This window comes from Mesorhizobium sp. LNJC391B00, from assembly GCF_000502535.1.
Lineage (GTDB): Bacteria > Pseudomonadota > Alphaproteobacteria > Rhizobiales > Rhizobiaceae > Mesorhizobium.
Genome location: NZ_AYWI01000006.1, coordinates 186,151 through 212,989, shown reverse-complemented (window position 1 = coordinate 212,989; position 26,839 = coordinate 186,151). Strand labels below are relative to the sequence as shown.

General features: G+C 64.0%; 25 protein-coding genes. 17 read left to right on the top strand and 8 right to left on the bottom strand.

The features are described 5' to 3' along the window. Positions 1 to 147 precede the first annotated feature (147 nt). The 6 genes from X750_RS148620 to lpxK all read left to right on the top strand — a co-directional run bounded on the left by X750_RS148620 (position 148) and on the right by lpxK (position 5,734). Positions 148 to 1,491, top strand: a complete 1,344-nt coding sequence (locus tag X750_RS148620) for a TldD/PmbA family protein (protein WP_023747736.1) — start codon at positions 148 to 150, stop codon at positions 1,489 to 1,491. Further along, a complete protein-coding gene (locus X750_RS148625; protein WP_023747735.1) occupies positions 1,478 to 2,284 on the top strand; it encodes a 3'(2'),5'-bisphosphate nucleotidase CysQ in 807 nt (268 codons plus the stop codon). The genes X750_RS148620 and X750_RS148625 overlap by 14 nt, the downstream gene beginning before the upstream one ends. Before the next feature lie 68 nt (positions 2,285 to 2,352). Further along, positions 2,353 to 2,598, top strand: a complete 246-nt coding sequence (locus tag X750_RS148630; protein WP_023682943.1) for a DUF4170 domain-containing protein — start codon at positions 2,353 to 2,355, stop codon at positions 2,596 to 2,598. 5 nt (positions 2,599 to 2,603) lie between these two features. Continuing rightward, complete coding sequence (locus X750_RS148635) at positions 2,604 to 3,392, top strand: lysophospholipid acyltransferase family protein (protein WP_023682942.1); 789 nt, start codon at positions 2,604 to 2,606, stop codon at positions 3,390 to 3,392. Beyond that, positions 3,389 to 4,705 (top strand): lipid IV(A) 3-deoxy-D-manno-octulosonic acid transferase, encoded by a 1,317-nt coding sequence (waaA, locus tag X750_RS148640; protein ID WP_023671577.1) that lies wholly within the window; start codon positions 3,389 to 3,391, stop codon positions 4,703 to 4,705. Before X750_RS148635 ends, waaA begins: the two co-directional genes overlap by 4 nt. Then, complete coding sequence (gene lpxK / locus X750_RS148645; protein WP_023747734.1) at positions 4,706 to 5,734, top strand: tetraacyldisaccharide 4'-kinase; 1,029 nt, start codon at positions 4,706 to 4,708, stop codon at positions 5,732 to 5,734. It abuts the gene before it with no gap. Positions 5,735 to 5,963: 229 nt separating this feature from the next. Here lpxK and X750_RS148650 read toward each other — a convergent pair whose 3' ends face one another. After that, positions 5,964 to 6,197 carry a DUF2093 domain-containing protein gene (locus X750_RS148650; protein ID WP_023694434.1) on the bottom strand — a complete coding sequence of 78 codons (234 nt, stop codon included), beginning with the start codon at positions 6,195 to 6,197 and terminating at the stop codon, positions 5,964 to 5,966. A gap of 112 nt (positions 6,198 to 6,309) precedes the next feature. Between X750_RS148650 and X750_RS148655 the strand changes: the two genes are divergently transcribed. Next, positions 6,310 to 6,909 (top strand): hypothetical protein, encoded by a 600-nt coding sequence (locus tag X750_RS148655; RefSeq protein WP_023747733.1) that lies wholly within the window; start codon positions 6,310 to 6,312, stop codon positions 6,907 to 6,909. 17 nt (positions 6,910 to 6,926) lie between these two features. Here X750_RS148655 and X750_RS148660 read toward each other — a convergent pair whose 3' ends face one another. Further along, entirely contained in the window at positions 6,927 to 7,853 is a 927-nt protein-coding gene (locus X750_RS148660) for a LysR family transcriptional regulator (RefSeq protein WP_023715224.1), read from the bottom strand. Between the two features lie 92 nt (positions 7,854 to 7,945). Here X750_RS148660 and X750_RS148665 point away from each other — a divergent pair, with 92 nt between their 5' ends. Together X750_RS148665 and X750_RS0132935 are read left to right on the top strand one after the other, a co-directional pair. Next, complete coding sequence (locus X750_RS148665) at positions 7,946 to 8,839, top strand: DMT family transporter (protein ID WP_023671583.1); 894 nt, start codon at positions 7,946 to 7,948, stop codon at positions 8,837 to 8,839. A 109-nt stretch (positions 8,840 to 8,948) separates the two neighbouring features. Next, a complete protein-coding gene (locus X750_RS0132935) occupies positions 8,949 to 9,698 on the top strand; it encodes a hypothetical protein (RefSeq protein WP_156932408.1) in 750 nt (249 codons plus the stop codon). A gap of 25 nt (positions 9,699 to 9,723) precedes the next feature. Here the strand turns inward: X750_RS0132935 and mutL are convergent, their stop codons facing one another. Both mutL and X750_RS148675 read right to left on the bottom strand, forming a co-directional pair. After that, positions 9,724 to 11,577 carry a DNA mismatch repair endonuclease MutL gene (gene mutL / locus X750_RS148670; RefSeq protein WP_023747732.1) on the bottom strand — a complete coding sequence of 618 codons (1,854 nt, stop codon included), beginning with the start codon at positions 11,575 to 11,577 and terminating at the stop codon, positions 9,724 to 9,726. Between the two features lie 271 nt (positions 11,578 to 11,848). Continuing rightward, positions 11,849 to 12,751, bottom strand: a complete 903-nt coding sequence (locus X750_RS148675) for a LysR substrate-binding domain-containing protein (RefSeq protein ID WP_023682936.1) — start codon at positions 12,749 to 12,751, stop codon at positions 11,849 to 11,851. Between the two features lie 89 nt (positions 12,752 to 12,840). On the opposite strand from X750_RS148675, the gene X750_RS148680 reads away from it, so the two are divergent. The 4 genes from X750_RS148680 (at position 12,841) to X750_RS148695 (ending at position 17,293) form a co-directional block, all read left to right on the top strand. Continuing rightward, a complete protein-coding gene (locus X750_RS148680; RefSeq protein ID WP_023747731.1) occupies positions 12,841 to 14,391 on the top strand; it encodes a trimethylamine methyltransferase family protein in 1,551 nt (516 codons plus the stop codon). Between the two features lie 61 nt (positions 14,392 to 14,452). After that, a complete protein-coding gene (locus tag X750_RS148685) occupies positions 14,453 to 16,102 on the top strand; it encodes an ABC transporter substrate-binding protein (RefSeq protein ID WP_023705762.1) in 1,650 nt (549 codons plus the stop codon). Between the two features lie 95 nt (positions 16,103 to 16,197). Continuing rightward, entirely contained in the window at positions 16,198 to 16,677 is a 480-nt protein-coding gene (locus tag X750_RS148690; RefSeq protein ID WP_023705763.1) for a DUF3828 domain-containing protein, read from the top strand. A gap of 4 nt (positions 16,678 to 16,681) precedes the next feature. Next, positions 16,682 to 17,293: a hypothetical protein gene (locus X750_RS148695; protein WP_023682932.1), complete on the top strand. Its 612-nt coding sequence runs from the start codon at positions 16,682 to 16,684 to the stop codon at positions 17,291 to 17,293. 218 nt (positions 17,294 to 17,511) lie between these two features. On the opposite strand, the gene queF is transcribed toward X750_RS148695, so the two are convergent. Further along, positions 17,512 to 17,973, bottom strand: coding sequence for a preQ(1) synthase (queF, locus tag X750_RS148700; RefSeq protein ID WP_023682931.1), 462 nt, complete (start codon positions 17,971 to 17,973; stop codon positions 17,512 to 17,514). 140 nt (positions 17,974 to 18,113) lie between these two features. Between queF and X750_RS148705 the strand changes: the two genes are divergently transcribed. After that, entirely contained in the window at positions 18,114 to 20,159 is a 2,046-nt protein-coding gene (locus X750_RS148705; protein ID WP_023747730.1) for an NADH:flavin oxidoreductase, read from the top strand. Between the two features lie 220 nt (positions 20,160 to 20,379). Here the strand turns inward: X750_RS148705 and X750_RS148710 are convergent, their stop codons facing one another. Continuing rightward, entirely contained in the window at positions 20,380 to 20,787 is a 408-nt protein-coding gene (locus X750_RS148710; protein WP_023682929.1) for a hypothetical protein, read from the bottom strand. A gap of 162 nt (positions 20,788 to 20,949) precedes the next feature. Between X750_RS148710 and X750_RS148715 the strand changes: the two genes are divergently transcribed. Continuing rightward, positions 20,950 to 21,384, top strand: a complete 435-nt coding sequence (locus tag X750_RS148715; RefSeq protein WP_023682928.1) for a MarR family winged helix-turn-helix transcriptional regulator — start codon at positions 20,950 to 20,952, stop codon at positions 21,382 to 21,384. Positions 21,385 to 21,405: 21 nt separating this feature from the next. On the opposite strand, the gene X750_RS148720 is transcribed toward X750_RS148715, so the two are convergent. Continuing rightward, complete coding sequence (locus tag X750_RS148720) at positions 21,406 to 23,472, bottom strand: EAL domain-containing protein (protein WP_023672920.1); 2,067 nt, start codon at positions 23,470 to 23,472, stop codon at positions 21,406 to 21,408. 309 nt (positions 23,473 to 23,781) lie between these two features. On the opposite strand from X750_RS148720, the gene X750_RS148725 reads away from it, so the two are divergent. Further along, complete coding sequence (locus X750_RS148725) at positions 23,782 to 24,969, top strand: glycine C-acetyltransferase (protein ID WP_023747729.1); 1,188 nt, start codon at positions 23,782 to 23,784, stop codon at positions 24,967 to 24,969. Positions 24,970 to 25,076: 107 nt separating this feature from the next. Next, positions 25,077 to 26,111, top strand: a complete 1,035-nt coding sequence (tdh, locus tag X750_RS148730) for an L-threonine 3-dehydrogenase (RefSeq protein WP_023747728.1) — start codon at positions 25,077 to 25,079, stop codon at positions 26,109 to 26,111. A 224-nt stretch (positions 26,112 to 26,335) separates the two neighbouring features. Here the strand turns inward: tdh and X750_RS148735 are convergent, their stop codons facing one another. After that, complete coding sequence (locus tag X750_RS148735; RefSeq protein WP_031203942.1) at positions 26,336 to 26,770, bottom strand: MarR family transcriptional regulator; 435 nt, start codon at positions 26,768 to 26,770, stop codon at positions 26,336 to 26,338. Positions 26,771 to 26,839 lie beyond the last annotated feature (69 nt).

Sequence of the window (26,839 nt, the reverse complement as noted above, 5' to 3'; positions counted from 1 at the left end):
CGGCCGCCGCGGATGGGCTTTGCGGGCCGCTTGGGCGCTATGCCGCAGCGGGACAATTGCCCGTGCGCCATTGCACAAGCCGCATTGGGACAATAGATGGTGCAACAGCCGCTACCGCCCGGCGCGGCTTCAGCCAGGACCACGCGCATGACCGATACATCAGAGGCAGCGAAATTGACCGACCGCGTCGCGGCACTGGTCGAGGCTGCCAAGCGGGCCGGCGCCGACGCCGCCGATGCGGTTGCCGTGCGCGGCCGCTCGATCGGCGTGTCGGTGCGGCTGGGCAAGGTCGAGAACACTGAGGCGTCCGAGGGCGACGATGTCTCGCTGCGCGTCTTCGTCGGCGACCGGGTGGCGAGCGTCTCGGCGACGGCGGCATCGGACCCCAGGGCATTGGCCGAGCGCGCCGTGGCCATGGCCAAAGTCTCGCCCGAGGACCCCTATCAGGGTCTCGCCGATCCGGCTTTGCTGGTCGGCAAGGTGCGCGACCTCGATCTGTTCGACGCCACCGAGGTTTCGGCCGATCAGTTGAAGGAAGCGGCCCTGGCCGCCGAGGAAGCAGCCCTAGCCGTCAAGGGTGTCACCAATTCCGCCGGCAGCGGCGCCAGCGCCGGTCTCGGCGGGCTGGTGCTTGCCACGTCGAACGGCTTCGTCGGCCACTATGTCGCATCGCGCTTTTCGCGTTCGGCCAGCGTGATTGCGGGTGAAGGCACCGGCATGGAGCGCGACTACGAATACTCCTCGAACCAGCATTTTTCCGATCTCGATGCGCCGGAACTGATCGGCCGCAAGGCCGGCGAGCGCGCCGTGCGCCGCCTCGGCGCCCGCAAGGCGGCGACCGGTCCGGTCAACGTGGTGTTCGATCCGCGCGTCGCGCGCGGCATTGCCGGTCATCTCGCCGGCGCCATCAACGGCGCTTCGGTGGCGCGCAAGACCAGTTTTTTGCGCGAGATGATGGGCAAGCAGGTTGCGTCGGCTGCCATCACCGTCACCGACGAGCCGCTGCGGCGTCGCGGCCAGGCCTCGCGCCCGTTCGACGGCGAAGGCGTCGAGGGCGAAAAGCTGTTGATGGTCGAGAACGGCGTGCTGAAGCACTGGTTCCTGTCGACGTCCGCCGCGCGGGAATTGGGGCTGACCACCAACGGACGCGGCGCGCGCAGCGGCTCGTCGGTATCGCCGTCTTCGACCAATCTCGCCATCGAGCCGGGCGACAGGACGCCGGAAGACCTGATCAGGTCGCTAAAATCCGGCTTTTATGTCACCGAAGTGTTCGGCCAGGGCGTCGACATGGTGACCGGCGAATACAGCCGTGGCGCATCCGGCTTCTGGATCGACAATGGTGAGCTTGCTTATCCGGTGGCCGAGGTGACCATCGCCTCGAATTTGAAGACGATGTTCCTCAATATGTTTCCGGCGAGCGATCTTGACCGCGATTTCGGCACTGCCGCACCGACGCTGCTGATCGAAGGAATGACCCTTGCCGGAGCGTGACCCGGTCATATCGGCCGGGGCCTCGGAAGACCTCGATCTGCTGCGCGACGCCGCCCGCGAGGCGGGCGCGATCGCCATGCGCTATTTCGGCAAAAACCCGCAAGTGTGGATGAAGGGCGGCACCTCGCCGGTCAGCGAAGCCGACCACGCGGCGGACGCCTATCTGCGCGATACCCTGCTGGCGGCGCGGCCGGACTATGGCTGGCTGTCGGAGGAAACGACTGACGATCCGGCGCGGCTTCTGGCGCGGCGCACCTTTGTCGTCGACCCCATAGACGGCACCCGCGGCTTCCTCGAAGGTCTGCGCTCGTGGTGCGTCAGCGTCGCGGTGGTCGAGAATGGCCGCACGCTCACCGGTGTGCTCGAATGTCCGGCCAAGGGCGAAACCTATTGGGCGCTGCCTGGCCATGGAGCTTTCCGCAACGGCAAGCCGATTGCCGTGCGCGGCCTGGGTAAGACGGTCGAGATCGGCGGGCTGAAGCAGTTGATCGACCTGATGCCGGCGCAATGGCAAAGCCGGGTGCGGCGGGCGGCGCACATTCCCTCTCTCGCCTACCGGCTGGCGATGGTCGCCAACGGCACGCTCGACGCAACCTTCGTCAAGCCCAACGCGCATGACTGGGATATCGCCGCCGCCGATCTCATCTTGCGCGAGGCTGGCGGCGCCGTGCTCGACGGCCATGGCCGCGCGCCGCTCTATGCCGGGGAGATCATCCGTCACGGCGCGCTGGTCGCCGGCAGCGGGCAGTTGCTGACCGTGCTTGCCGGCGTCATTGCCGATACGGAAGCGTGATCGAAGGTTCCAAAGTCGGCAGCTTTGGGCTAGACCTGTCGCAAACTCACAATATGTGAAGGACCGAAATGGCCGCGGAAGACGGAAAGAAACAGCTTTTGCACCTGGTGTTCGGCGGCGAGCTGAAGAAGCTGGGAGGCACCGAGTTCCGCGATCTCGACGCGCTCGACATCGTTGGCGTTTATCCGGACTATCAAACCGCGCACACCGCGTGGAAGGCAAAGGCGCAAGCCAGCGTGGACAATGCCCATATGCGCTATTTCGTCGTCCATCTGCACCGGCTGCTCGACCCTGAAAGCAAGGCCGCCGGTTGACAGCGATGGAGCATGAAGCGGTGAAAGGGCAGCCCACCGGCGCCGCGGTCCGAAGAAGACGCGGCGGCAGTTCGAAGACATTCTGGCGCAAGATCCGCGAGCCGTTGGCGCAGTCGAGAATCGTCAAGAGCATGATCGTCAGCCTGCTCGCCCAGTTCGTCCGCCTGGTGCGCCTGACCAACCGCGTGGTCGAAGGCTCGGCTAAATTTTCAGGCGGCGACTACGCCGAATTCGAACCCGGCATCATCGCGCTCTGGCATGGCCAGCATCTGCTGACCCCAGCCTATTATCCCAAGGGACGGCCGCTGGTCGCCATGGTCTCGCGCAGCGCCGACGCCGAACTCAACGCGCTGATGATCGAAAAATTCGGCATCGAGGCGGTGCGCGGCTCCGGCGGGCGTGAAAGCACGAAGCATCTCGACAAGGGCGGCGCCAAGGCGCTCATCGCCCTGAAAAAGTCACTCGTGGCCGGCAAGAACGTCGCCATGATCGCCGACATTCCCCACGGCACGCCGCGCGACGCGGGGCTTGGTATCGTTCTGCTGGCACGCCTTTCCGGCCGGCCGATCATGCCTGCCGCCATCGCCACCAGCCGCCGCAAGGTGCTGGAAAGGAGCTGGGACAAGACCACCATCAACCTGCCGTTCGGCCGCTCCTCGATCGTCATCGGAACGCCGGTTTTCGTGCCGGCCAATGCCGACGAGGCCGAAATGGAGCGCAAGCGCCAGGAAGTCACGGCCGCGCTCAATGCCGCAACCGCCGAGGCCTATCGGCTCGTGGACGGCAGGCCATGAGCGTCGGCTGGGCGCGCGCCTTCCTGGCGGCCTACCGCCTTGCCGGTGCAGCCGCCTATCCGCTGATGGGTCCCTATGTCGCCTGGCGCACATCGCAGGGCAAGGAAGACCGCAGCCGCAGCCGTGAGCGCTACGGCGTTGCCGGGCGGCCGCGCCCCGAAGGGCCGGTGATCTGGATCCATGCGGCAAGCGTCGGCGAGACCCTTGCGGTCGTGCCGCTGGTGCAAAGCATCCTCGACTACGGTGTCAACATCGTGCTGACGACGGGAACAGTGACCTCGGCGCAGGTTGCCGACGAACGGCTGGGCGACCGCATCATCCACCAATATGTTCCGCTCGACCTCAAGCCGGCCGTCAGCCGCTTTCTCGATCACTGGCGGCCGGACCTGGCTATCATCGCCGAATCCGAGATATGGCCGATGACGATCCTCGAGCTCGGCGCCCGCCACGTGCCGCAGGTGCTGGTCAACGGCCGGCTCTCCGACCGTTCGTTCAAATCCTGGAAGAAGCGCGCCAACATCGCCGAGGCGCTGTTCGAGAACCTTGCACATGTCGTTGCCCAGTCGGATGTCGACGGCGAACGGTTTCGCGCGCTTGGCGCCCGGCCGGTCACCGTGTCCGGCAACCTCAAGGTCGACACCTTGCCGCCGCCCGTCGACGAACGGGCGCTGGCGACGCTGAAGCGCCAGATCGCCGGCCGCCCGACCTGGGCGGCAATTTCGACCCATGACGGCGAGGAGGTGGTCGCGGCGGAAGTCCACGCCACGCTCTACAAGCGCCACCATGGCCTGCTGACGATTATCGTCCCGCGCCATCCCGACCGCGCCGAAGCGCTGGCCGCACAGATTTCCGGCATGGGCCTGAAGCTGGCGCGGCGCAGCAAGGGCGACCGGATCACCGCCGACACCGATATACTCCTTGGCGATACGATCGGCGAGATGGGGCTTTATCTCCGGCTGACGGAAATCGCCTTTGTCGGCCGCTCGCTGACCTCGGAAGGCGGCCAGAATCCGCTGGAGCCGGCCATGCTCGACACCGCTGTGCTGGCCGGCCGCAACGTCCAGAATTTTCGCGAGGCCTATCAGCGCCTGCTCGACAGCGGCGGCGCCAAGCTGGTGCGCGACCGCGACATGCTGGCCGGCGCCGTCAATTTCCTGCTGAGCAATGAAGTTGCGCGCCATGAGATGATGGCGGCCGGTGCCGCCACAGTCGACCAGATGCGCGGTGCGCTGGCGCACACGCTGAAGTCGCTCGAGCCTTATATCCAGCCATTGATCGTCAAGTCGCGCCTGAAGGGCGCCGACGGGCGATAGGTGGCGTCGGAAGCACCACCTTTCTGGTGGGAAGCGCCGGACTGGCGGGTCTTTGCGCTGTCGCCGCTATCAGCCGTCTATGGCATCGTCGCCGGCCGCCGCATGCATCGGGCGGTACGTGAAAAGATCGACGCGCCAGTGCTTTGCGTCGGCAACTTCACCGTCGGCGGCAGCGGCAAGACGCCGGTCGCCATCGCGCTGGCAAAGCAGGCCAGGCGCATGCAACTCAATCCCGGATTCCTGTCGCGCGGCCATGGCGGCTCGTTCGCGCAGCCGCATGTCGTCGATGCCGGTCACGACGCTGCCAAGCATGTCGGCGACGAGCCGCTGCTTTTGGCCGAGCACGCGCCGGTTGCGGTGAGCCCCAACCGCGCTGCCGGCGCCAAGCTGCTCCTGGAAGCCCATGGTTGCGATTTCCTGATCATGGATGACGGTTTTCAGAGCGCGCGCATCCATATCGATTATGCGCTGGTCGTCGTCGACGCCCGTTACGGCATCGGCAACGGCCGGGTCATTCCGGGCGGTCCGCTGAGAGCCAACATCGTCGACCAACTGGTGTTCACCGACGGGCTGTTGAAGATGGGCGAGGGCGCTGCCGCCGACCAGGTCGTGCGCCAAGCGGCGCGCGCCGGCCGGCCGATCTTCGAGGCGCATGCCGAGCCCGCGGCCAAGGAGCGGTTCGCCGGCCGGCGGTTCCTCGCCTTTGCCGGCATCGGCCACCCCGAAAAATTCTTCGACACGCTGCGCGGCACTGGTGCGGAAGTGGCGCTGAGCCGATCGTTTCCGGACCATCACTTCTATGCCCCTGATGAACTCGCGGAACTGGCGGCAACCGCGCGCCGCGATGGACTGGGCCTCGTCACCACCGCCAAGGACGCCGCCCGGCTGCGCCACGGCGCTGCCCCGGCCGATTTCCTCGCTGAACTCGCCGTGCTGGAGATCGACGCCACGTTCGAACTCGACACTGTGCCGGAGCGCATCATCAACGAGACGCTTGATGCCTGGAGGCAGCGCAGGCTGCGGGGGTAGGGCGTGCAGCGTCACGCGGAGATGCTGGCGGGACAGCACCCCCCTCTGGCCTGCCGGCCATCTCCCCCGCAAGGAGGGAGATCAGCAGCTTTGCCAATGGCGCTCATTCTGCAACGCTGGTGATTTGGCGAAAGCAAAGATGACATCCAATCTCCCCCCTTGCGGGGGAGATGTCCGGCAGGACAGAGGGGGGTGTGAAGGAACGCGACCAACGGCTCTGTGCGCGCCTTTAACCCCGGCTGCGCAGGTCCGGATGCATCTCGATCTCGCGGCGCAGCGAGGCGGCTGCGCTGACATAAGGCTCCTGCCTGGCGACGCTCCAATATTTGAGCTCGTCCAGCGGAATGCTCTCGCCGGTCACCGCGCAGCGCACGAAGGCGCCGGGGCTGGTGACCTGGAAGTCGCCGTCGAGATAGCGGATACGGGCTTCCTTGCCGCCGGGGCCTTCGAAGCGGTTCATCATGGGGTGGTGCCAAGGTTCATGCTGATTTCATCGCCATAAATTGCCGGCAAGGTCAAGCTTGACGCAATGCTGAGGCGCTATTGTCGCTCCAAACCATTCTTATGGGACCGGCATGGACATTTCATCCGCCCGCCTGACCGCGCTGCTGCGTGAGGCCATGATGTTGGCAGCGTTGCCGTCGGCGAAGGCCGATCCGGCGAAAGCAGCACTTATGAAGGCGCTGGTGCAGCCGCCGGCGCCGTCCGGCGCGCCTTTGAAGTCGGCAGCGGCGCCGGCGCTGCAGGCGCTGTTGTCCGCAGCCACCGCAAAGGGGCAGCAGACGGGTTCTGCCGAGATCCTCCAGGCCTATCTGGCCCTTGCCGAACCTGGCGTCGAGGCGCCAGACGAGGTCGCGCCGACCAGGGTCGTTGCGGGCTCGCCGGCAAATGACGACACACAGCGCGGTCTGCTTGTGCCGCCGGCCAAGGCCGAAGATGGCGCTGCCGCAAAGCCCGCAGGACTGCCCTGGTTTGCGCTTCTCGCACCCGTGGTTTCGCCGCAGCGCCGCGCTGCCACCGCCGATATGCCAATGAAGCGGGAGCAGGCGACGTCTGGGCCGAATGATGCGGCCCAGCCGGAAGGCCGACAGCAGACGCGTGTCGGTCTGATGGCGCTGGCAACCGGGTTTCTGGCCGTCGCCATTGTCGGGCTAGCCTTGCTGGTGCTTCGCTGAGCACCGAATGATCGCCGCTATCGCTCGGCTTCGAGGAACGCTTCCATCTTTTCCATCGCCAGCCCCGCCTCGACGGCGATTCGGCGAGAAAGTTCGGCGGCAGCCGTGCGCGGCCTCCCCAGCGGCCGGTCGAGCCAGTACGACACCGGGTTCAGCGCCGTGCGCTCGTCGACGGCGACGATGCGGCCTGCCTCCAACTGGTGTCCGGTCAGCGGCGGCCGTGCCAGCGCGATGCCGAGCCCGTAAGCTGCAGCGTCGAGCACCAGATTGTAGTCCTCGAAGCGGCGATCCTGCGGGCGCGGGCGGTAGTCCATCCCTTGCGCGGCAAACCAGGCACGCCACCCCGAAGCGTCGGAATCGTTGATCAGCGGAAATTTGAGCAGCCGGGCCGGGTCGCCGCGACCGATCTCGTGGGCAAGGCCGGGCGCGGCGACGGGAAAGACATGTTCCTCGAACAGCTTCACCGAGATGCGGCCCGGAATGCCGCCGCGGCCGCAGCGGACCGACAGGTCGATGCCTTCATCGGCAAGGTCGGCCTGGCGGATGTCGACGTCGAGCACGATGCGCAGCTTGGTGGGATTGTTCTCCAGCGCCGCCATGCGTGGCATCAGCCACAGCCCGCTGACGGAGGGTATCGAGGTCAGCCGCACCACGGCGGTGCCGCGCGGCTCGACCCAGCGGTCGGAATGGCTGGAGATCAGCGCAAAGGCTTCCGCCGTGCGCAGATGCAGGCGGTTGCCCTCGATGGTCAGCGAGACGCCGCGCGCGCCGCGGTCGAACACTTTCAAGCCCAGCCAGTCCTCCAGCTTGGCGATCTGCCGGCTGACGGCGCCGTGGGTGATGTTGAGCTTCTCGGCCGCGGCCGAAAAGCTCCCCGTTCGCGCCGCCGCATCGAAGGCGCGCAGGGTCTCGAGCGGCACCATTGTGTCTGAGCTGTGATCCATAGTCACAGGTGATCCTCGATTTGATCGTTTGTCAACGGCGCCGAAAAGGCGCTTTCTGCCTTTCAACACTCTGAGAACCCGAGGACAGGCAGATGAGCGCAACGACCAGCACGTCGAATCCGACACAGCGGATGGACACCACGGCGGCCATCGCCGTGGCCTTGACGGTGGTTGGCTGGGCCTCGGCCTTTCCCGCGATCCGTGCCGGCCTCGCCGCTTTCGGGCCGCTGGAACTCGGTGCGCTGCGCTTTGCCATTGCCGCGGTGCCGGCGGCGATCTTTCTTGCCGTCAAGCGCCCGGCGCTGCCGAGGCTCGACGAAGTGTGGCGCCTGGTGTTTGGCGGCGCCATCTTCGTCGCGCTCTACACTGTCATGCTCAATTTCGGCGAATTGACGGTTTCGGCGGGTGCCGCCGGTTTCATCATCAATGTCAGCCCGATCTTCACCGCCATTATGGCAATGGCATTGCTCGGCGAGCGCTTCTCAAGCTGGGCCTGGTTCGGCACGGCGATTTCTTTCGCCGGCATCGGTATCATCGCTGTGGCTGACGGCAATGGCTTGAGTTTCGACACCGGCGCGCTGCTGGTTCTTGGCTCCGCGCTGTGCTCGGCCGTCAACACGATCGTCCAGAAGCCGCTCTTTGCCCGCCATCACCCGCTGACCATTTCGGCCTCGAACATGATCCTTGGCGCGCTTTGCCTGGCACCCTTTCTGCCGAGCGGCTTTGCGCAGGCCGCGGTCGCCAACACGGCCGGTATCGGCGCCGTGATCTTTCTTGGCATCGTGCCCAGCCTGATCGCCTATGCCGCCTGGGCAACCGCACTGTCGCGTCTTCCGGCAGCGCGCGCCTCGAACTTCCTCTATCTGGTCTCGCCCATGTCAGCCCTGATCGGCTTCTTCTGGCTGGGCGAAGTGCCGACGCTACTTGGTATCCTCGGCGGCGCACTGGCGCTGGGCGGCGTGATCGTGGTGAATTTAAAGCGTTAAAACAAATGATTTGAGCTGTTTTCGGACTCAAACCGAGAACCGCTTCCATCAGAATGCAGACACCCAGAGGAAGGACAGCTATGGTACGCTGCGTTCACTGGGGGACGGAATGGGAAGACTGTTCATATCGGCAATTTTTTGCGTTTTGCTGCTGACCGGGAAAGCCGCCGCGGGCTGGTATCAGGTCGAAAACTACGAAGGCTCCATCGGACCTAACCCCGTCCACCTATCGCTGCAGAGATATGACAGTTTCGGCAGGGGGATTACGGTCGAGGGGAGCTATTTCCATGACGCGAAGCAAAGCCCGATAGCGGTGTACGGCAAGATCAGTGGCACCAGCGTCTTCCTTTGCGAGATTGCGGACGACCGGGTGCTGGTCATGGGATCGAAAACGCCCGTTGGCACCACCGGATGTCCGTTTTCTCTCGACCTTGGCGAAAGCGGCGCAACAGAGACTTGGAGCAAGGGCTCGGACAAGTTCCCGATCACGCTGAAGAAGGTCGCAAGCCTCGACGATACCGGTGAGGCGAAGGTTGACGGCACCGTCGAGATTCCCTTCTGGGCGCAGACAGCAACCCACAGATTTGCCGGGGTCTACGAGAAAGCGGGCTTTCTCGTCTGCATGAATAAGCTGCGGGTCATCGATAAGAAGAAAAAGAAGGTCGTTCAGGAGATCGCTTTCGATGACGACGATTGCGATGCCGGCATGCTGATGACTCCCATCTACATGAATGTTCAAAAACAGGTTGGGAGAAGCTTCGAGACAATCTCCGTGAATTTTCGCGGCGGTAGCGCCGGTTACTCACGGGATTACGTTTTCTCTCATAGGTTCAAGGATTATCGCCTGTTGGTGAATTGAGCGTGTGGCCTGACCTGGCTTGTGCTCACCGCCGTCCGAACAGCCGCTCGATATCGGCAAGCTTCAGCTCGATATAGGTCGGGCGGCCGTGGTTGCAGGTGCCGGATCCCGGCGTCGCCTCCATCTGGCGCAGCAGCGCGTTCATCTCCTCGGCCTTGAGCAGACGGCCGGAACGCACCGAGCCGTGGCAGGCCATGGTGGCGGCAATCTTGTCCAGGCGCTCTTTCAGCGTCTCGACTGTATCATTGTCGGCGATCTCATCGGCAAGGTCGCGCACCAATTGCTGGACATTGGTTTCGCCCAGCATAGACGGCGTCTCGCGCACCGCCACCGCACCGGGGCCGAAGCGCTCGATGCCGAGACCGAACCGGGCAAGTGTCTCCGAATGCATGGCCAGCCGCTCGGCGTCTTCTTCCGGCAGGTCGACGATCTCCGGCAAAAGCAGCATCTGCGAGGGCACCGCGCGTAAGTGCAGCGCATTCTTCAGCGCCTCATAGACCAGCCGCTCATGCGCGGCATGCTGGTCGACGATGATCAGAGAATCCCGGGTTTGCGCGACGATATAGTTTTCGTGCACCTGCGCGCGGGCGGCCCCCAGTGTCGTGCCGAGCAGCGTCTCGGCCGGCTCGGCTGTGCCGGCGCGCGCATCGGCGCTGGCCAGCGGCCCGGAATCGAACGCCGCCTGATCGTTTTCGCGGAAGCCGCCGCTATCAAAGCCCATTTCCAGCGGCCGCTGCGGCGAGCGGTCGAAACCGGCAAAGCCCGACGCGCGGTGGGCCGCGTCGTAGCTGCGGTGGCCGTTGGCGGGGCCGGCATGGGCGTAGGAAGCAGCCCCCGGCCGGAACGCCGCCATCATACCGGCGGCCCCGCTGGTGGCGGCGCGGATGCCGGCATTGGCCAGCGCCTCGCGAATGGCGCCGACGATCAGCCCGCGCACCAGGCCGGGGTCGCGAAAGCGCACATCGGCCTTGGCTGGGTGGACGTTGACGTCGACGGTCGCCGGATCGAGCGTCAGGAACAGCACGGTCACCGCGTGCCGGTCGCGCGGCAGCACATCGGCGAAAGCGCCGCGAATGGCGCCGGCAATCAGCTTGTCGCGCACTGGCCGGCCGTTGACATAGGCATATTGCTGCAGCGCGTTGGCGCGGGTGAAGGACGGGATCGAGACGTGGCCGGTCAGGTGCACGCCGTCCCGGCTGGCGTCGATAGCGATGGAATTGTCGGGAAACTCGGCGCCCATCACCTGAGCGACGCGGCGCAGGCTGCCCTCGGTACTGTCATCGGTCGCCGGCAATTCCAGCGTCGAGCGGTCCGAGCCGGCCAGCGTGAAGCGCACGGCGGGGAAGGCGATGGCGATGCGCTTGAGCACGTCGCTGGTGGCGGAGCTTTCGGCGCGCTCGCCCTTCATGAACTTGAGCCGGGCCGGCGTGGCGAAGAAAAGGTCGCGCACCTCGACCGTGGTGCCGCGGTTGGCCGCCGCCGGTTTGACCGCCGAAACGCGGCCGCCTTCGATGGCGATCTCGGCTGCAGCGTCGCCTGCGGCCGTGCGCGAGCGAACCGACAGTCGCGACACCGAACCAATTGACGGCAATGCCTCGCCACGGAACCCGAGCGAGCGGATATCGTGAATGTTGTCGGCAAGTTTCGAGGTGCAGTGGCGCGCAATGGCCAGCGCCAGTTCCTGTTCGGGGATACCGGAGCCGTCATCGGTGACGCGGATCAGGTTCAGCCCGCCGCCGGCAGTGACGACCTCGACGCGGGAGGCGCCGGCGTCGAGCGCGTTTTCGACCAGTTCCTTCACCACGCTCGCCGGACGCTCGATGACTTCGCCGGCGGCGATCTGGTTGATCATCGTTTCGGAAAGCTGGCGAATGGGCATGGGGGTATTATAGGCGGATTCGAAGGGTGTGCGGAAGGCTTCAATGAATGCCGGACATTGGACGCCAGCGGGACAGCACCCCCCTCTGGCCTGCCGGCCATCTCCCCCGCAAGGAGGGAGATCAGATGTCACGACGGCTTTCGCCAATCTTCAATGCTTGAAGGGTGACGCGAATATGAACTGCCAATCTCCCCCCTTGCGGGGGAGATGTCCGGCAGGACAGAGGGGGGTGTGAAGGAACTCCGCGATAGTGACTACGCTGCAACCGATTTCAAGCCTGCGCCGCCAGCCAGTCCCTGACTTTCCGCGCATTCTCGCTCAGCTCACGGTTCTTAGGCCAAACCACGTAGAACGCCTTGCCGGTTCTCAGCACATGGTCGGTCACCGGCACCAGCAGCCCCGAAGCCAGGAGCCGTTCGGCCAGATGCCGCCAGCCGAGCGCGATGCCCTGGCCCTCCATGACGCCCTGGATCACGAGGCCGTAATCGTTGATGCGCAGGCCGCGCGCGGTGTTGTCGAGGCTGCCGCCCGCCGACTGGAACCATTCGTCCCAGCTAGCCGCCTCGCGGTAGGGCTCCTCGAGGTGGATCAGGCGATGCGTCGCCAGCTCCGCGACGCTCCTTGGCATGCCGAATTTCGCGAGATAGCTGGCGCCTACGACTGGAAAAATCTCCTCGTCGGCCAGCGGCAGCGAATGATAGTCGGCCCAGTCGCGCGGCTCGCCGCCGCGCACGGCGAGCGGGATGCCCTCGGCGATGATGTCGAGATCGCGGTCGGCGGTCTGGATGCGCAAGTCGATGCCCGGCAGTTCGTCGCGGAACTGCTGCAGCCGCGGCATCATCCAGAACGAGCCGAAGGCGGTCGACGCCGCCAGCGTGACATGACCGCCGGTCGCCTGCAGGCGCAGATCCTCCGCCGATTTGCGGATATGCGACAGGCCGAGTGAGACGTCGGCATGGAAGCGTTCGCCCGCTTCTGTCAGGACGACCTGGCGGTGGCGGCGCTGGAACAGCTGCGCGCCAAGCTGTTCCTCCAACCCGCGCACCGCATAAGAGACGGCGGCCTGCGTCATGCCGAGCTCGCGCCCGGCAGCGGTGAAGCTCGACAGCCGGCCCGCCGCCTCGAAGACGATCAGGCTGCCGGCCGAGGGCAGGAGGTGGCGCAGGCTTCGCATAAGCTGAGCTTATACAAGAGATCAGGATTTTCCAGCATCACATCCATATTTCCTCTCGCTAACTTGGTTGGACGGAATGAGGAGGCTCCATGAACGCACCGGCCGCTGAACTGACCGAGCAAACCCACCGCCGCGGCGGCGGTCGCCTCGGACGCAAGGCGCTGAGGAGCGCCCCCGTCACCTCGTTCCCGACGCTGGTCCGCGAGATCCCCACCTACCAGATGGTCCCGGACGAGGCGGTGGAACTGATCCACCAGGAGTCACTCGCCATCCTCGAAGAGGTCGGTTGCGAGTTCCGCGACGACGAGGCGATCGCCATGTGGAAGGCGGCGGGCGCCGACGTGTCCGAGACACGCGTCCGCATCGACCGCGGCCTGCTGATGGAACTGGTCGCGAAGGTTCCGTCCGAATTCACCCTCAATGCGCGCAATCCCGAGCGCACCGTGCGCGTCGGCGGCAAGAACTCCATCTTCGCGCCGATGTATGGCGCGCCTTACGTGCGCGACCTCGACAACAACCGGCGTTATGGCACGCTTGAAGACCTCAACAATTTCCACAAGCTCGCCTACATGGCCCCGGCGCTGCATTCGTCGAGTTCGATCATCTGCGAGCCGATGGAGATCGCGGTGCCGAAACGGCATCTCCACATCATCCATTCGGCGCTGAAGCATTCCGACAAGCCGTTCATGGGCATCGTTACTTCCAAAGACCGCGCCGAAGACACGATGGCGATGGCGGGCATCGTCTTCGGCGAAGATGTCGTTCGCGACAACCCGGTGCTGGTGTCGATTACCAACTGCAACTCGCCGCTGGTGTGGGACGCCACCATGCTGGACGCGATGAAGGTCTATGCGCGCAGCAATCAGCCGCTGATCCTGGCTCCCTTTGCGCTGTGCGGCGCATCGACTTCGGCCTCGGCCGTCGGCGCGGTGGCGCAGGTCAATGCCGAAGCACTGGCCGGCGTCGCTTTCACCCAGCTGCTGCGCCCGGGTTCGCCGCAAATCTACGGCCAGTTCATGGTGACGGTCGACATGAAGACCGGCGCGCCGATGGGCGGCACGCCGGAAGCCGCCCAGATGATGTATCTGATGGGCGCGCTGGCGCGGAAATACAAACTGCCCTGGCGAACCTCCGGCTTCCATGTCGGCTCCAAGCTCAACGACGCCCAGGCCGGCTATGAATCCAACATGCTGATGCATGCCGCCATCCTCGCCGGCGCCAATTACATCTGGCACTCCGCCGGCTGGTTGGAGGCCGGGCTGACATGCGGCTATTCGAAATTCGCCACCGACTGCGAGCAGCTTGTCGGCTGGTACAAATATGCCGGCGGCCTGCCGTTCGACGATTTCAAGGAGGCCATGGCGGCGATCCGCGAAGTCGGGCCGCAGGGCCATTTCCTCGGCACCCAGCACACGCTCGATCATTACGAGTCGGCATTCTTCATGCCCACCATCATGGATTTCAACTCCTACGAACAATGGAAGGCTGGAGGGGCGAAGGACCACGACACGCGCGGCCGCGAGAAAGCCCGCAACATGCTGGCCGACTATGAAGAGCCGAAACTCGATGAGGGCATTGCCGAGGGCCTCAGGGACTTTATCGCGCAGCGCGAAGAGAGGCTGCCCGACAGCGTTAGCTAAGAGAACGACGAATGAGTTGATAACGGGCGAAGACCCGATGGGAACCGCAAGGGAGAAAGACATGACAGTTTTCAAAAGCAATGGCGATCGCGTGCCAACGGCCATCGACGCGATGGCGCAAGAGACGCGTGCTGGCCGTATGGACCGGCGCGAGTTTCTTGCATTGGCAAGTGCGTTCGGCGCATCGACGGCGCTGGCCTACGGCATGATCGGCCTTGCCGCGCCGGGACAGGCTTTTGCCGAGGAGCCGAAGAAGGGCGGCACGCTGCACATATCGATGTCGGTCAAGGCCCAAAAAGATCCGCGCACCTATGATTGGGTGGAACTCGCCAACATCTCGCGCTGCTGGCTGGAGCCGCTGGTCCGCTACACCAGGGAATTCACCTTCGAGCCAGTGCTGCTCGAAAGCTGGGACATCAATGACGACGCCACGGAATACACGTTGCATGTGCGCAAGGGCATCACCTGGAACAATGGCGATGCTTTCAACGCCGATGACGTGGTCTTCAATGTTACCCGCTGGTGCGAGAAGAAGGTCGCCGGCAACTCCATGGCCGCTCGCGTCGGCGGGCTGATCGACGAAAAGTCGGGCAAGGCCAGGGAAGGCGCGATCGCCAAGGTCGACGACAATACGGTCAAGCTGACGCTCAGCGCGCCCGACATTTCGCTGATCCCGAACCTCACCGATTATCCCGCGCTCGTCGTCCACCGCAATTTCGACGCCGACGGCGCCGACCCGGTCAAGAAGCCGATCGGCACGGGCCCGTTCGAACTGGTCTCCTACGATGTCGGCCAGAAGGCGGTGGTCAAGCGTCGTGAAAACGGCAAGTGGTGGGGTGGTGAAGCGCCGCTCGACAGCGTCGAGTTCATCGACTACGGCACCGACTTCAACGCTTCGATCAACGCCTTCGAATCCGGCGAGATAGACCTCAATTTCGAGACGCCGGCCGACTTCATCGACATCCTGGATAAGATGGGGCTGGAGAAGTCCGAGGTTGCGACGGCAACCACGCTGGTTGCCCGCACGAACGTTACCCACCAGCCCTATGACGACCAGCGGGTGCGCAACGCGCTGCAGATGGCGGTCGACAACAATGCGGTGCTGGAACTCGGCTATGCCGGGCGAGGGGCGGTCGGTGAAAACCACCATGTCAGCCCTATCCATCCTGAATATTTCGCGCTGCCCAAGAAGACGCGCGACGCGGCCGGCGCCAAGAAACTGATGGCCGACGCTGGGCAGGCCGATTTCGAGCACGAGCTGATCACCGTCGAGGACGATTGGCAGAAGAACACCGGCGACGCGATTGCCGGCCAACTGCGCGACGCCGGCATCAAGGTCAAGCGCACGGTGCTGCCGGGCTCGACCTTCTGGAACGACTGGACGAAATATCCCTATTCGATGACCATCTGGTACATGCGCCCGCTTGGCGTCCAGGTGCTGGCGCTTGGTTATCGCACCGGCGAAGCCTGGAATGAATCGGCCTATTCCAACCCGGACTTCGACGCCAAGCTGAAGCAGGCGCTGTCGCTGATCGATGTGGAGAAGCGGCGTGAGGTGATGAAGGATGTCGAGCAGATCCTGCAGGATTCCGGCGTCATCATTCAACCCTTCTGGCAGAAGCTCTACAGCCACATGAACAAGAAGGTGAAGAACTACGGCGTCCACCAGACCTTCGAGATGGACCTGCAGAACGTCTGGCTGGATGGCTGAGAGGGTGCAAGCCGGGGCTTCATGAGCCGCAAAAAAGCCGATATGCAGGATGTCTGGTATTGCCGCCTTGCCGCCGAACCGTCCGGAGATCCTGCATGAAACCGATAGTGCTTGCCGCTGTCTTTTCGATTGCCTTGCCAGCGACAGTGCTGGCCGGGCCGGCTTCCAACGCGGTGAAGTTCTTTTATCTGCCCGAGGTGAAATTCGAGGGAGATGCAAAGTACCGCGACCGCTTCACCGAGCCGGTGACCAAGCTGTTCGATCTCAACGACCAGGCCACGAAGAACAAGCCCGACGAAGTCGCCTGCCTCGACTTCGATCCCGGCCTCGACGCGCAGGATTTCGACCAGACGTCGATTACCAAGACATTGAAGCTGGCCGAGACCGTCAATGGCGATACGGCCGAAGTCACCGCCACCTTCAGCCTTTTTGCGGAAGGCGATGATTCCAAACGCGAAATGCTGTGGTCGCTGAAGAAAATCGACGGCAAATGGAAGGTCGCCGACATCACCTCCAAGACCAGCAACTGGACGCTAAGCGCGCTGGAATGCATGCCCGACAAAGCGCCGGAGTGATCCCGTGCTCCGCCGTCTTGCCTTGGCGCTGTCGCCCATGTGCGTGCTGTCGGTGGGTATGAGCGCAGCCGCAGCACAAGGCCTGTTGGGCCCGCCGCCAGCCAATGCGCCGGCCGTGACGGCACCGGCCGGCGCAGCACCGCCCGCAAATCCACCCGGGACAGCGGTGGAACCGGCGACACCGCCGGTTGGGTGGCCGCCGGCCGACGCCCCACCGGCCGCACCCATTCTGCCGGGATCCCCGACGGCGGTGGTGCGGCCATTTTACGATCAGGTGGGACTGGAGATCGATCCGGCGCAGCGCAGCCACTTCATCGACCCGGCAAAAACCGTTCTCGACAAGAGCGACGCGTTGCGCACATCCGGGCAGGGAGAATGTCTCGACCCCAACATGGCGCTCGACAATGCCGACTATGACAAGACCGAGATCGATAAGAGCCTGAAGACACTCGAAGCGATCAATGGCGACCAGGCCAAGGTCATTGTCGCCTTCGTCGTCGCCGGCAACCCGCATCGCCTTGAATGGAAATTCAGGAAAGTCGACGGCGACTGGAAGATATCCGATCTGCTTTCGGTGACCGGTGAATGGGCGCTCAGCCAGTACCAGTGCGAATAATGTTGATTGAGGATCAGCGCCTGCGATCCTTCGCGCCCCCCTCTGTCCTGCCGGACATCTCCCCCACACGGGGGGAGATCAGCAGTTCCAGCGTCTCGCCCGCTCCGCATCATTTGAGATTAGCTAAAGCCTATGTGGCGGCCAATCTCCCCCCGTGTTGGGGAGATGTCCGGCAGGACAGAGGGGGCGCTGTCCCGCTAAAGTTCCGCAAAATAGCTTCAGCCCCTTCCGCGATAGGGGGCAACGCCGGTGTCGGGCAACCAGGCGCCTTCGGGCGGAGCGCCGGTCTGCCAGAAGACATCGATCGGAATGCCGCCGCGCGGATACCAATAGCCGCCTATGCGCAACCACAGCGGCTTCGTTGCCGCCACAATGCGGCGGCCGATCATCACCGTGCAGTCTTCATGGAAAGCGCCATGGTTGCGAAACGAGGTCATGAACAGTTTGAGCGACTTCGATTCCACGAGCGTGGCATCGGGTGCGTAGTCGATGACGATATGAGCGAAATCCGGCTGTCCGGTTACCGGGCAGAGCGAGGTGAATTCCGGGCAGGTGAAGCGCACGATCGCCGGCGGTCCGTCGCCGCGCTGGAACGGCACGGTCTCCAGGACCGCGGTCTCCGGGCTCTGTGGCGTCTCGACGTGGGCGCCGAGCTGGGTGAGGGTTTTGGTATCGATCATCGCGGTTTTCCTGGGGATTTTCCGCGCTCATTAGCACCGGACCGAAAAGTGTGCAGCGATTTTCGAATAAATTCGATGCTTAAGACAAGAACTGGAGCAGCACGCGCTGCTCCGACACAAATTGGAATGGCAGGAAGATGATGACCAGCAACGACCCGCTTCTCCAGCCTTACCAGCTCAAACACCTGACGCTGAAGAACAGGGTGATGTCGACCAGCCACGAGCCGGCCTATTCCGAGGACGGCATGCCGAAACAGCGCTACCGGCTCTACCACGCCGAAAAGGCCAAGGGCGGCATGGCGCTGACCATGACGGCGGGCTCGGCGATCGTCTCGCGCGACAGCCCGGCCGCCTTTGGCAATCTGCATGTCTATGACGACCGCATCGTGCCGTGGCTGGCCGAACTGGCGGACGCCTGCCACGAGCATGACTGCAAGGTGATGATCCAGATCACCCATCTTGGTCGCCGCACCGGCTGGAACAAGGCCGACTGGCTGCCGGTGCTGTCGGCTTCGCCGGTGCGTGAGCCGGCGCACCGCGCGTTCCCCAAAACCATCGAGGACTGGGACATCGAGCGCATCGTCGCCGACTATGCGTCGGCTGCGCAGCGCTGCCAGGCCGCCGGCCTCGACGGCATCGAGTTCGAATCCTACGGCCATCTGATGGACGGCTTCTGGTCGCCCGCCACAAACCATCGCGACGACGAGTTCGGCGGTTCGCTCGACAACCGGCTGCGCTTCACCGACATGGTGCTGGATGCCGTGCGGGCGGCGGTCGGCGAAAAATTCGTCGTCGGCATCCGCATGGTCGCCGATGAGGATTTTGACAAAGGCCTGTCGAAGGAGGAGGGCGTCGAGATCGCCAGACGGCTCGCCAATTCCGGCAAGGTCGATTTCCTGAACATCATCCGCGGCTCGATCGAAAGCGACGCGGCGCTCACCAAGGTTATCCCGGTGACCGGCATGCGCTCTTCGCCGCATCTCGATTTCGCCGGCGAGGTGAGGGCGGCAACGAAATTCCCGACCTTCCATGCGGCGCGGATTTCCGATGTCGCCACGGCGCGCCACGCCATCGCGACCGGCAAGCTCGATATGGTCGGCATGACCCGCGCCCATATCGCCGACCCGCACATCATCAAGAAGGTCATGGAAGGTCGCGAGCACGAGATCCGGCCTTGCGTCGGCGCCACCTATTGCCTCGATCGTATCTATGAAGGCGGCGAAGCGCTCTGTGTCCACAATGCCGCGACCGGCCGCGAGGCCGAGATTCCGCATATCATCGTCATGACCGAAGGGCCCAGGCGGAACGTCGTCGTCGTTGGCGCTGGCGCTGGCGGGCTCGAGGCAGCTCGCGTCATGGCCGAACGTGGCCATCATGTCACGGTGCTTGAAGCCTCCGGTCAGGCCGGCGGCCAGGTCCGGCTCGCGACGCAGAACCCGCGCCGCAAGGAACTGATCGGCATCATCGACTGGCGGCTGGCCGAACTCGACCGGCTCGGCGTCGGGATCCGCTACGATACATGGGCCGAGCAGGACGATGTGCTGGCGCTGTCGCCCGATGTGGTGGTGATCGCCACCGGCGGCCTGCCGCAGAACCCGCCGCTGACATCGGGCGACAATCTCGTCACGTCGAGCTGGGACATCATGGCCGGCAGCGTCAAGCCGGCGGAGAACGTGCTGCTCTTCGACGACAATGGCGGCCATCAGGGCATGGGCGCGGCGGAGCTGATCGCCAATGCCGGTTCGAAGCTGGACCTGGTTTCGCCGGAGCGCTTCTTCGCCCCCGAAATGGGCGGCATGAACCACGTGCCCTATATGCGCGCCTTCCAGGAGAAGGGCGTCACCATCACCATCAACACCAGGCTGCGCTCGGTACGGCGCGAGGGCAACCAGCTGGTCGCCGAACTCGCCTCCGACTTTGCCGACGGCTGGCGCGGCGAGAGGCGGGTCGACCAGGTGGTGGTCGAGCACGGCACGGCGCCGCTCGACGATCTCTATCTCCAGCTGAAACCGCTGTCGAAGAATGGTGGCGCGGTCGACTATGAGCGGCTGGTCGGCGGCGGCGATATTTTTCCTTCACGCAATCCCGAAGGCGGCTTCGTGCTGTTGCGCATCGGCGATGCAGTCGCCTCGCGCAACATCCATGCCGCCATCTATGACGGCATCAGGTTCGGCTTGCGGGTTTGAGCCTACAAGCCGGCCTACGGCTTGTTCCAAAGCTCGATCTCACCCTTCCGGCGGGCGCATCTCGATCGATCAAAGTGATGGGTGGCGCGCAGCCAAACCTCTGTGCGGAGAGCCACCTTGCACATCCGTCCGAACTGCGCGCCGCGTACGCCACCAGCCGAGAGCCAGGCGACGCACGATGCGGAATGGTCTTCAACCGGGAGGCGACGCGCGGCAGGGCTCAAATCATCCTGGCGGTCGCCATGCAAAGCACGGTGAGCACCAGCAGCCAGGCGGCGATGCGCTCGCCGCGGGCCATTTTGGTGCGCAGCGCCGCTTCCGTTGCGACGTCCGCGCCGGCAAGCTGCCGGCTGGTCTTGCGGACGACGACGCTGAGAACGCCGGCAGCGGCGAAGGCGGCCAGGATGCCTAGCGCCAGCACCATTTCCATCGAGCCGAAATAGGCGCCGTGGAAGAAATACCAGAGCAGGGCGCCGGTCACGAACACCATGCCGGCCGAGCCCATTTGCGGTCCGATAAAGCGCTCCGCCCTGATCTCGGGGTCGCGGGCAAGCGTGATGGTGGTGCCGGCCCAGAACACACCGGCCATGACGTGAAGGCCGATAACGACGATGTAGACATATTGCATGACCGCTTCCTCCTTGCCCGCCGCCCGTCCTCGGATCCCTGTCGAATGCAGGATGATACGAACTCGGTAGATCGACACCCATGATAGTTAGGTATCAAATGGTTCGATGTCAATGTATAATGCCGCGTTCCATCGCTCGGCGCCTTGTTCTACTGTCGGCGCATGACTCCCTTTGACCGTCCGCCAATCGGCATGAATCTCGCGCGCACCTCCAAGCTGGTGGCGCAGGCATTTGACGCCGCTTTGGTCGAGGCCGGGGGCACGCTGCCGGTGTGGCTGACCTTGCTTTCGGTCAAGTCGAGCGAGCTTGCCAACCAACGCGAACTTGCCGGCATGATCGGCATCCAGGGCGCCACGCTCACCCACCATCTCAACGCCATGGAGGCGCAAGGCTTGCTGACGCGCCGCCGCGATCCGGACAACCGCCGGGTTCATCTGGTCGAGCTGACGCAGGCGGGCGAAACGATGTTCCTGAAGCTGCGGGCGGCGGCTCTCATCTTCGACAAGCGGCTGCGCGCGGGATTGCCGGACGACAGGCTGGCGGAGTTCGCCGAGGTGCTGGCGGCATTGCGGGCGAATGTCGCGCCGGCCAAATGACCGGCACCGGTGGGCAATAGTCTAGGCTAAATTGCCCTGAAGCACCTTCAGCTTGGCTTTCTTCGGGCTGCGCGCCAGCAGCCATTCGCGCGCTTTGTCCTGCGGCATCGGGAAGGCGATGGAATAGCCCTGCACCTGATCGCAGCCGATTGCCATCAGCGAATCGAGCTCGGCTTCGGTTTCCGCGCCCTCGGCGACGATCGAAATGCCGAGACCGCGCGCCAGCTCGGTGATGGCGCGCACGATCTTGGTGTTGTCGCCATTCTCGTTGATGTTCTGGACGAAGCGGCGGTCGATCTTCAGCCGGTCGATCTCGTTGGGATTGACGTGGCTGAGCGAGGCATAGCCGGTGCCGAAATCGTCGAGCTCAAGATGGACGCCGGCAGCGCGGATGTGGCGCAGCTTCGCCGCGATGCCCGTCTTCTCGTCGTCGAGAATGACGGATTCGACGATTTCCAGCGACAGTTTCTGCGGAGCAAGGCCGGCCTTTTCCAGCGTCGCGAACAGGAAGCGGTCGAAGTCGGGTTCGCGCAGCTCGGTGCCGGACACGTTGACGGCAAGCCGGCCGAAAGCGATGCCGGCGCGATCCCATTCGGCTGCTTGCTCGATCGCCTTGGTAAAGACGATGCGGCCGATCTCGGGCATGAAGCCGCATTTTTCGGCGACCGGAATGAACTCGCCCGGCGCAATCATGCCGCGCTCGGCATGCTTCCAGCGCACCAGCGCCTCGATGCCGCTGATGGCGCCGTTGCTCAGCGACACCTGCGGCTGGAAATAGACTTGGAAGGCGTTCTCCGAAATCGCGACCTTGATGTCGTGCTCGAGCTGCTTGCGGTAGTCTAGCTCGCGCCTGAGTTCCTCGGAGAAGAACGAGAAGCTGCCGCCGCCGAGCTTTTTGGCGGAATAGAGCGCGAGGTCGGCGTGGACGAGCAGATCCTCGGCATTGTCGGCGTCGATGGGATAGACGGCAATGCCGGCGCTGGCCCCTGGAAGGATGGTCGTGCCCTGGAAGGTAATCGGCTCGTTGATCTCCTCCAGGATGCGCCGGGCCAGCATGTTGATGTCCTCGGGGCCGCCGGCGCCATTGAGGATCATCACGAATTCGTCGCCGCCAAGGCGCGCGCAGAGATCCGACGCACGGCAGGAATCGCGCATGCGCTGCGCGGTGACGACCAGCACATAGTCGCCGGCGGCGTGGCCGAGTGTGTCGTTGATCTGCTTGAACCGGTCGAGGTCGAGCTGGATGACCGCCAGCCTCTCGCGCCGGCGATGCGCGCCCTTGATCAGCGTTTCGAAGTGGTCGGTCAGGAAGGTGCGGTTGTGCAGGCCGGTCAGCCCGTCATGTACGGCGATGAAGGCCATCGAGTTGCGGGCATCGACAAGCTCGTGCGTCTTGCGCAGGATCGCCTTCGACATCGGCCGGAAGATGAAAAGCGCCACCAGGACGATGACGCCGATGGTGGCGTAGAACAAGGTGCGATGGAGATCGAGGAGCTTTTCCGACCGCTCGTCTGCGAATGCGGCGATGCGTTGGCCGAGCGCGGCATAACCCGACAGCGTCGCATTGGCGACGGAAGCATCGAGATTGACGCGCTCGCCGCCGCCCTTGTAGGCGGCATTGCCGGAGAGCTGGGATTCGAAGGACGAGATCAGCCTTTCGCCATTGGCGACCAGCCCGACCGAGAAATAGTCGAGGTGGAACGGCTTGCCGTAAAGGACGCTCTCGATCGACTTTGGATCGGACAATGCTGGCGACAGTGGGTCGGCTCCCGTCTGTTTGAGCAGCAGGTCGTAGTTCGTCTCGAACTCGGCGGTCGCCTGTTTCAGCGCGGCAACCAGGGCCGGCTGCTTGTCACGCGCGGCGGAGCCGGTTGCGCTGGTCAAAAAGACAATGCGCTGCGACAGCGCCTTCTGGGTGCTGACGATGTCGAGCAGAGTATGGTTGTGCTGTTGCGCCGCCATCATCTGCTGCAGCAGGATGAAGGAGGCCATCACCATGGCGGCGATGATCAGCAGCGCCAGCCAGTAGCCGCTCTTGATCAGCAGGATGAGTTTGCCCGAGACGGTTTGCGCCGGCTGCTGCGACATATTCTAGGTGACCCCTCGGTCGACGGATTTCTGCCACCGATTCGTGGCAAGAACACCATTGCCTTGAAAGGGTTAACAGGTTTGGAAGCCGGCGGAACTGCTGCTTCCGCAGTAAACGAAAGCTGCCGAGATGGTTATCATGTTCTTTCGCGGCATGGCCGTATTCGCGTGCCTGCTACTCTAGCATGCTGGCCATGCGATCGGATCGCGCCAGGGTTGAGGCAGCCGCGCCACCGAAGCGGTCGCTTTTGCGGTGGATTTTTAGTGCGCGTAGCGCGACAGTCGCGCCAATCTCAACAGGACCTGATCATGAGCGCGGCATTCCTCTCCCATATCGACAACGAACTGCAAGGGCTGAAATCCGCCGGGCTCTACAAATCCGAGCGGGTGATCACCTCGACCCAGTCGGCTGAGATCGAAGTCGGCGGCGACAAGGTGCTGAACTTCTGCGCCAACAACTATCTCGGCCTCGCCGACAGCTCAGAATTGCGCGATGCAGCCAAAGGCGCGCTGGACCGCTACGGCTACGGCATGGCTTCGGTGCGTTTCATCTGCGGCACGCAGGAAGAGCACAAGCAGCTTGAAGCAACGATTTCATCATTCCTCGGCATGGACGACACCATCCTTTACGGCTCCTGCTTCGACGCCAATGGCGGCCTGTTCGAGACACTGCTCGGCGAGGAGGATGCGATCATTTCCGATGCGCTGAACCATGCCTCGATCATCGACGGCGTGCGACTGTCGAAGGCCAAGCGTTTCCGCTACGCCAACAACGAGATGGCCGATCTCGAAGCCCGGCTGAAGGAGGCGAAAGACTGCCGCTTCCGGCTGATCGCCACCGACGGCGTGTTTTCTATGGACGGCATCATCGCCAATCTGAAAGGCGTCTGCGACCTCGCCGACAAATACGACGCCATGGTGATGGTCGACGACAGCCATGCCGTCGGCTTCGTCGGCAAAAACGGCCGCGGCTCGGCCGAGCATTGCGGCGTCGAGGGCAGGGTGGACATCATCACCGGCACGCTCGGCAAGGCGCTCGGCGGCGCCTCGGGCGGCTACACCTCGGGCAAAAGCCAGGTGGTCGACTGGCTGCGCCAGCGCTCGCGGCCCTATCTCTTCTCCAACACGCTGATGCCGGCGATCGCCGGCGCCTCGATCAAGGTGTTCGAGCTGATCCGAAATGGCGACGCCCTGCGCCAGCGCCTCTATGCCAATGCGGCGCGCTTCCGGTCCGAGATGGGCAAGCTCGGCTTCACGTTGGCCGGCGCCGATCACCCGATCATCCCGGTGATGCTGGGCGATGCCAGCCTGGCGCAGGAAATGGCGGCGCGTATGCTGAAGCGCGGCATCTATGTCATCGGTTTTTCGTTCCCGGTGGTGCCGAAAGGCCAGGCGCGCATCCGCACGCAGATGTCGGCGGCGCATTCCGCCGCCGACATCGACCGCGCCGTGGCGGCATTCGCCGCGGTCGGCAAGGAACTGGGCGTGATTGGCTGAGAGTTTTACCCTCCCCCTTTGTGGGGAGGGTCGACTTCCGACCGCTTGCGAAGCAAGCGGGCGGNCGGGCCACCCTCCCCACAAGGGGGAGGGTAAGGAGTTGTAGCATGTCGAACATGATGAAGGCGCTGGTGAAGGCCAAGGCCGAACCGGGCATCTGGATGGAAGAGGCACCGGTGCCGGAGATCGGCCCCAACGACGTGCTGATCAAGGTCAAGAAGACGGCGATCTGCGGCACCGACGTCCACATCTACAATTGGGACCAGTGGGCGCAGAAGACCGTGCCGGTGCCGATGGTGACCGGCCATGAATTCGTCGGCACGGTGGCCGATTTCGGCGCTGCGGTCACCGAATACAAGGTCGGCCAGCGTGTCTCCGGCGAAGGTCACATCGTCTGCGGCCATTGCCGCAATTGCCGCGCCGGCAGGGGGCATCTCTGCCGTAACACGCTCGGCGTCGGCGTCAACCGCCCCGGCGCCTTCGGCGAATATCTGGCGATCCCGCAGCACAATGTCGTGCCGATCCCCGACGATGTGCCCGACGAGATCGCCGCGATCTTCGATCCCCTGGGCAATGCCGTCCACACCGCTCTGTCCTTCGACCTGGTCGGTGAAGACGTTCTGGTCACCGGCGCCGGGCCGATCGGCATCATGGGCGCGCTCGTTGCCCAATGTGTGGGGGCGCGAAAAGTCGTCATCACCGACATCAACCCGGTGCGGCTGGCGCTGGCCAAAAAGCTCGGCGTCCAGCATGTCGTCGACGCCTCGAAGGAAAAGCTTAGGGATGTCATGCCGGCGCTCGGCATGACCGAAGGTTTTGACGTCGGCCTGGAAATGTCGGGCGCCGCGCCCGCCTTTCGCGACATGATCGACACCATGAACAATGGCGGCAAGATCGCCATTCTCGGCATCGCGCCGACCGGCTTCGAGATCGACTGGAACAAGGTCATCTTCAAGATGCTGCACTTGAAGGGCATCTACGGCCGCGAGATGTTCGAGACTTGGTACAAGATGATCGCCTTGGTGCAGGGGCCGCTGGATGTATCGGGTCTGATCACGCACCGCATCGGGATTGATGATTTTCAGGTGGGGTTCGATGCGATGAGGAGCGGCAGTTCGGGTAAGGTGGTGATGGATTGGTAGGCGCAGAGGCACGTTCTAGCTGGAGAAGCCGGCGGGACAGCACCCCCCTCTGTCCTGCCGGCCATCTCCCCCGCAAGGAGGGAGATTGGCAGCTTTGACGGCTCGCCAACCTCTGCAACATTGGAGATTGGCGAAAGCCTTCGCGACATCTGATCTCCCCCCTTGCGGGGGAGATGTCCGGCAGGACAGAGGGGGGTGTGAAGGATCACGGCGGAGCAGATTCTTTATTCACCCAACGCTCCCTCCAGCGCCGCCACGCCGCTCACAATCGCTGTCCGCTCCTCTGTGCTCAGCCTCTCCAGCAACTCCCGTTCAAACGCCTTCGCCAGCGGCACCATTTCGCCATAGGCCGCCAGCCCCGCCTTCGTCAGCGCCAGATGCTCTACACGTCGATCATTCTCGTCGGTTGTGCGTACCAGCCAGCGCCGCCGCTCAAGCTCGGCCACCGCGCGCGACACCTTGGTCTTGTGCATGGCCGACTGCTCGCCAAGCGCTGTCGCCGTCATCGTGCCGCGCTGGCCCAACCCCGAAAGAGTGCGCCATTCCGGCCGCGTCAGGCCGTGGCGGTCGCGGTAGATTTTTGAAAATTCGCGGCTGACGGCGTCGGCCAGCCGGTAGAGCCGATAGGGCAGGAAGCTTTCGAGTTCGAGGATTTCCATCTGCACCGTGGATGCGTTCGCGGTTGATAGTTACATTTTCGATGGTTACAAATGAAACCAGTTTGGTCA

Excerpts from the sequence above, each read along its gene's own strand:
- X750_RS148660 (WP_023715224.1), bottom strand. The coding sequence starts at position 7,853 with ATGGATCACAGCTCAGACACAATGGTGCCGCTCGAGACCCTGCGCGCC.
- X750_RS148675 (WP_023682936.1), bottom strand. The coding sequence starts at position 12,751 with ATGCGAAGCCTGCGCCACCTCCTGCCCTCGGCCGGCAGCCTGATCGTC.
- mutL (WP_023747732.1), bottom strand. The coding sequence starts at position 11,577 with ATGCCCATTCGCCAGCTTTCCGAAACGATGATCAACCAGATCGCCGCC.
- X750_RS148680 (WP_023747731.1), top strand. The coding sequence starts at position 12,841 with ATGAACGCACCGGCCGCTGAACTGACCGAGCAAACCCACCGCCGCGGC.
- X750_RS148620 (WP_023747736.1), top strand. The coding sequence starts at position 148 with ATGACCGATACATCAGAGGCAGCGAAATTGACCGACCGCGTCGCGGCA.
- X750_RS148690 (WP_023705763.1), top strand. The coding sequence starts at position 16,198 with ATGAAACCGATAGTGCTTGCCGCTGTCTTTTCGATTGCCTTGCCAGCG.
- X750_RS148725 (WP_023747729.1), top strand. The coding sequence starts at position 23,782 with ATGAGCGCGGCATTCCTCTCCCATATCGACAACGAACTGCAAGGGCTG.
- X750_RS148635 (WP_023682942.1), top strand. The coding sequence starts at position 2,604 with ATGGAGCATGAAGCGGTGAAAGGGCAGCCCACCGGCGCCGCGGTCCGA.
- X750_RS148715 (WP_023682928.1), top strand. The coding sequence starts at position 20,950 with ATGACTCCCTTTGACCGTCCGCCAATCGGCATGAATCTCGCGCGCACC.
- X750_RS148735 (WP_031203942.1), bottom strand. The coding sequence starts at position 26,770 with ATGGAAATCCTCGAACTCGAAAGCTTCCTGCCCTATCGGCTCTACCGG.
- X750_RS148650 (WP_023694434.1), bottom strand. The coding sequence starts at position 6,197 with ATGATGAACCGCTTCGAAGGCCCCGGCGGCAAGGAAGCCCGTATCCGC.
- X750_RS148710 (WP_023682929.1), bottom strand. The coding sequence starts at position 20,787 with ATGCAATATGTCTACATCGTCGTTATCGGCCTTCACGTCATGGCCGGT.
- X750_RS0132935 (WP_156932408.1), top strand. The coding sequence starts at position 8,949 with ATGGGAAGACTGTTCATATCGGCAATTTTTTGCGTTTTGCTGCTGACC.
- tdh (WP_023747728.1), top strand. The coding sequence starts at position 25,077 with ATGTCGAACATGATGAAGGCGCTGGTGAAGGCCAAGGCCGAACCGGGC.
- X750_RS148665 (WP_023671583.1), top strand. The coding sequence starts at position 7,946 with ATGAGCGCAACGACCAGCACGTCGAATCCGACACAGCGGATGGACACC.
- X750_RS148655 (WP_023747733.1), top strand. The coding sequence starts at position 6,310 with ATGGACATTTCATCCGCCCGCCTGACCGCGCTGCTGCGTGAGGCCATG.
- X750_RS148685 (WP_023705762.1), top strand. The coding sequence starts at position 14,453 with ATGACAGTTTTCAAAAGCAATGGCGATCGCGTGCCAACGGCCATCGAC.
- queF (WP_023682931.1), bottom strand. The coding sequence starts at position 17,973 with ATGATCGATACCAAAACCCTCACCCAGCTCGGCGCCCACGTCGAGACG.
- X750_RS148630 (WP_023682943.1), top strand. The coding sequence starts at position 2,353 with ATGGCCGCGGAAGACGGAAAGAAACAGCTTTTGCACCTGGTGTTCGGC.
- X750_RS148720 (WP_023672920.1), bottom strand. The coding sequence starts at position 23,472 with ATGTCGCAGCAGCCGGCGCAAACCGTCTCGGGCAAACTCATCCTGCTG.
- X750_RS148705 (WP_023747730.1), top strand. The coding sequence starts at position 18,114 with ATGACCAGCAACGACCCGCTTCTCCAGCCTTACCAGCTCAAACACCTG.
- waaA (WP_023671577.1), top strand. The coding sequence starts at position 3,389 with ATGAGCGTCGGCTGGGCGCGCGCCTTCCTGGCGGCCTACCGCCTTGCC.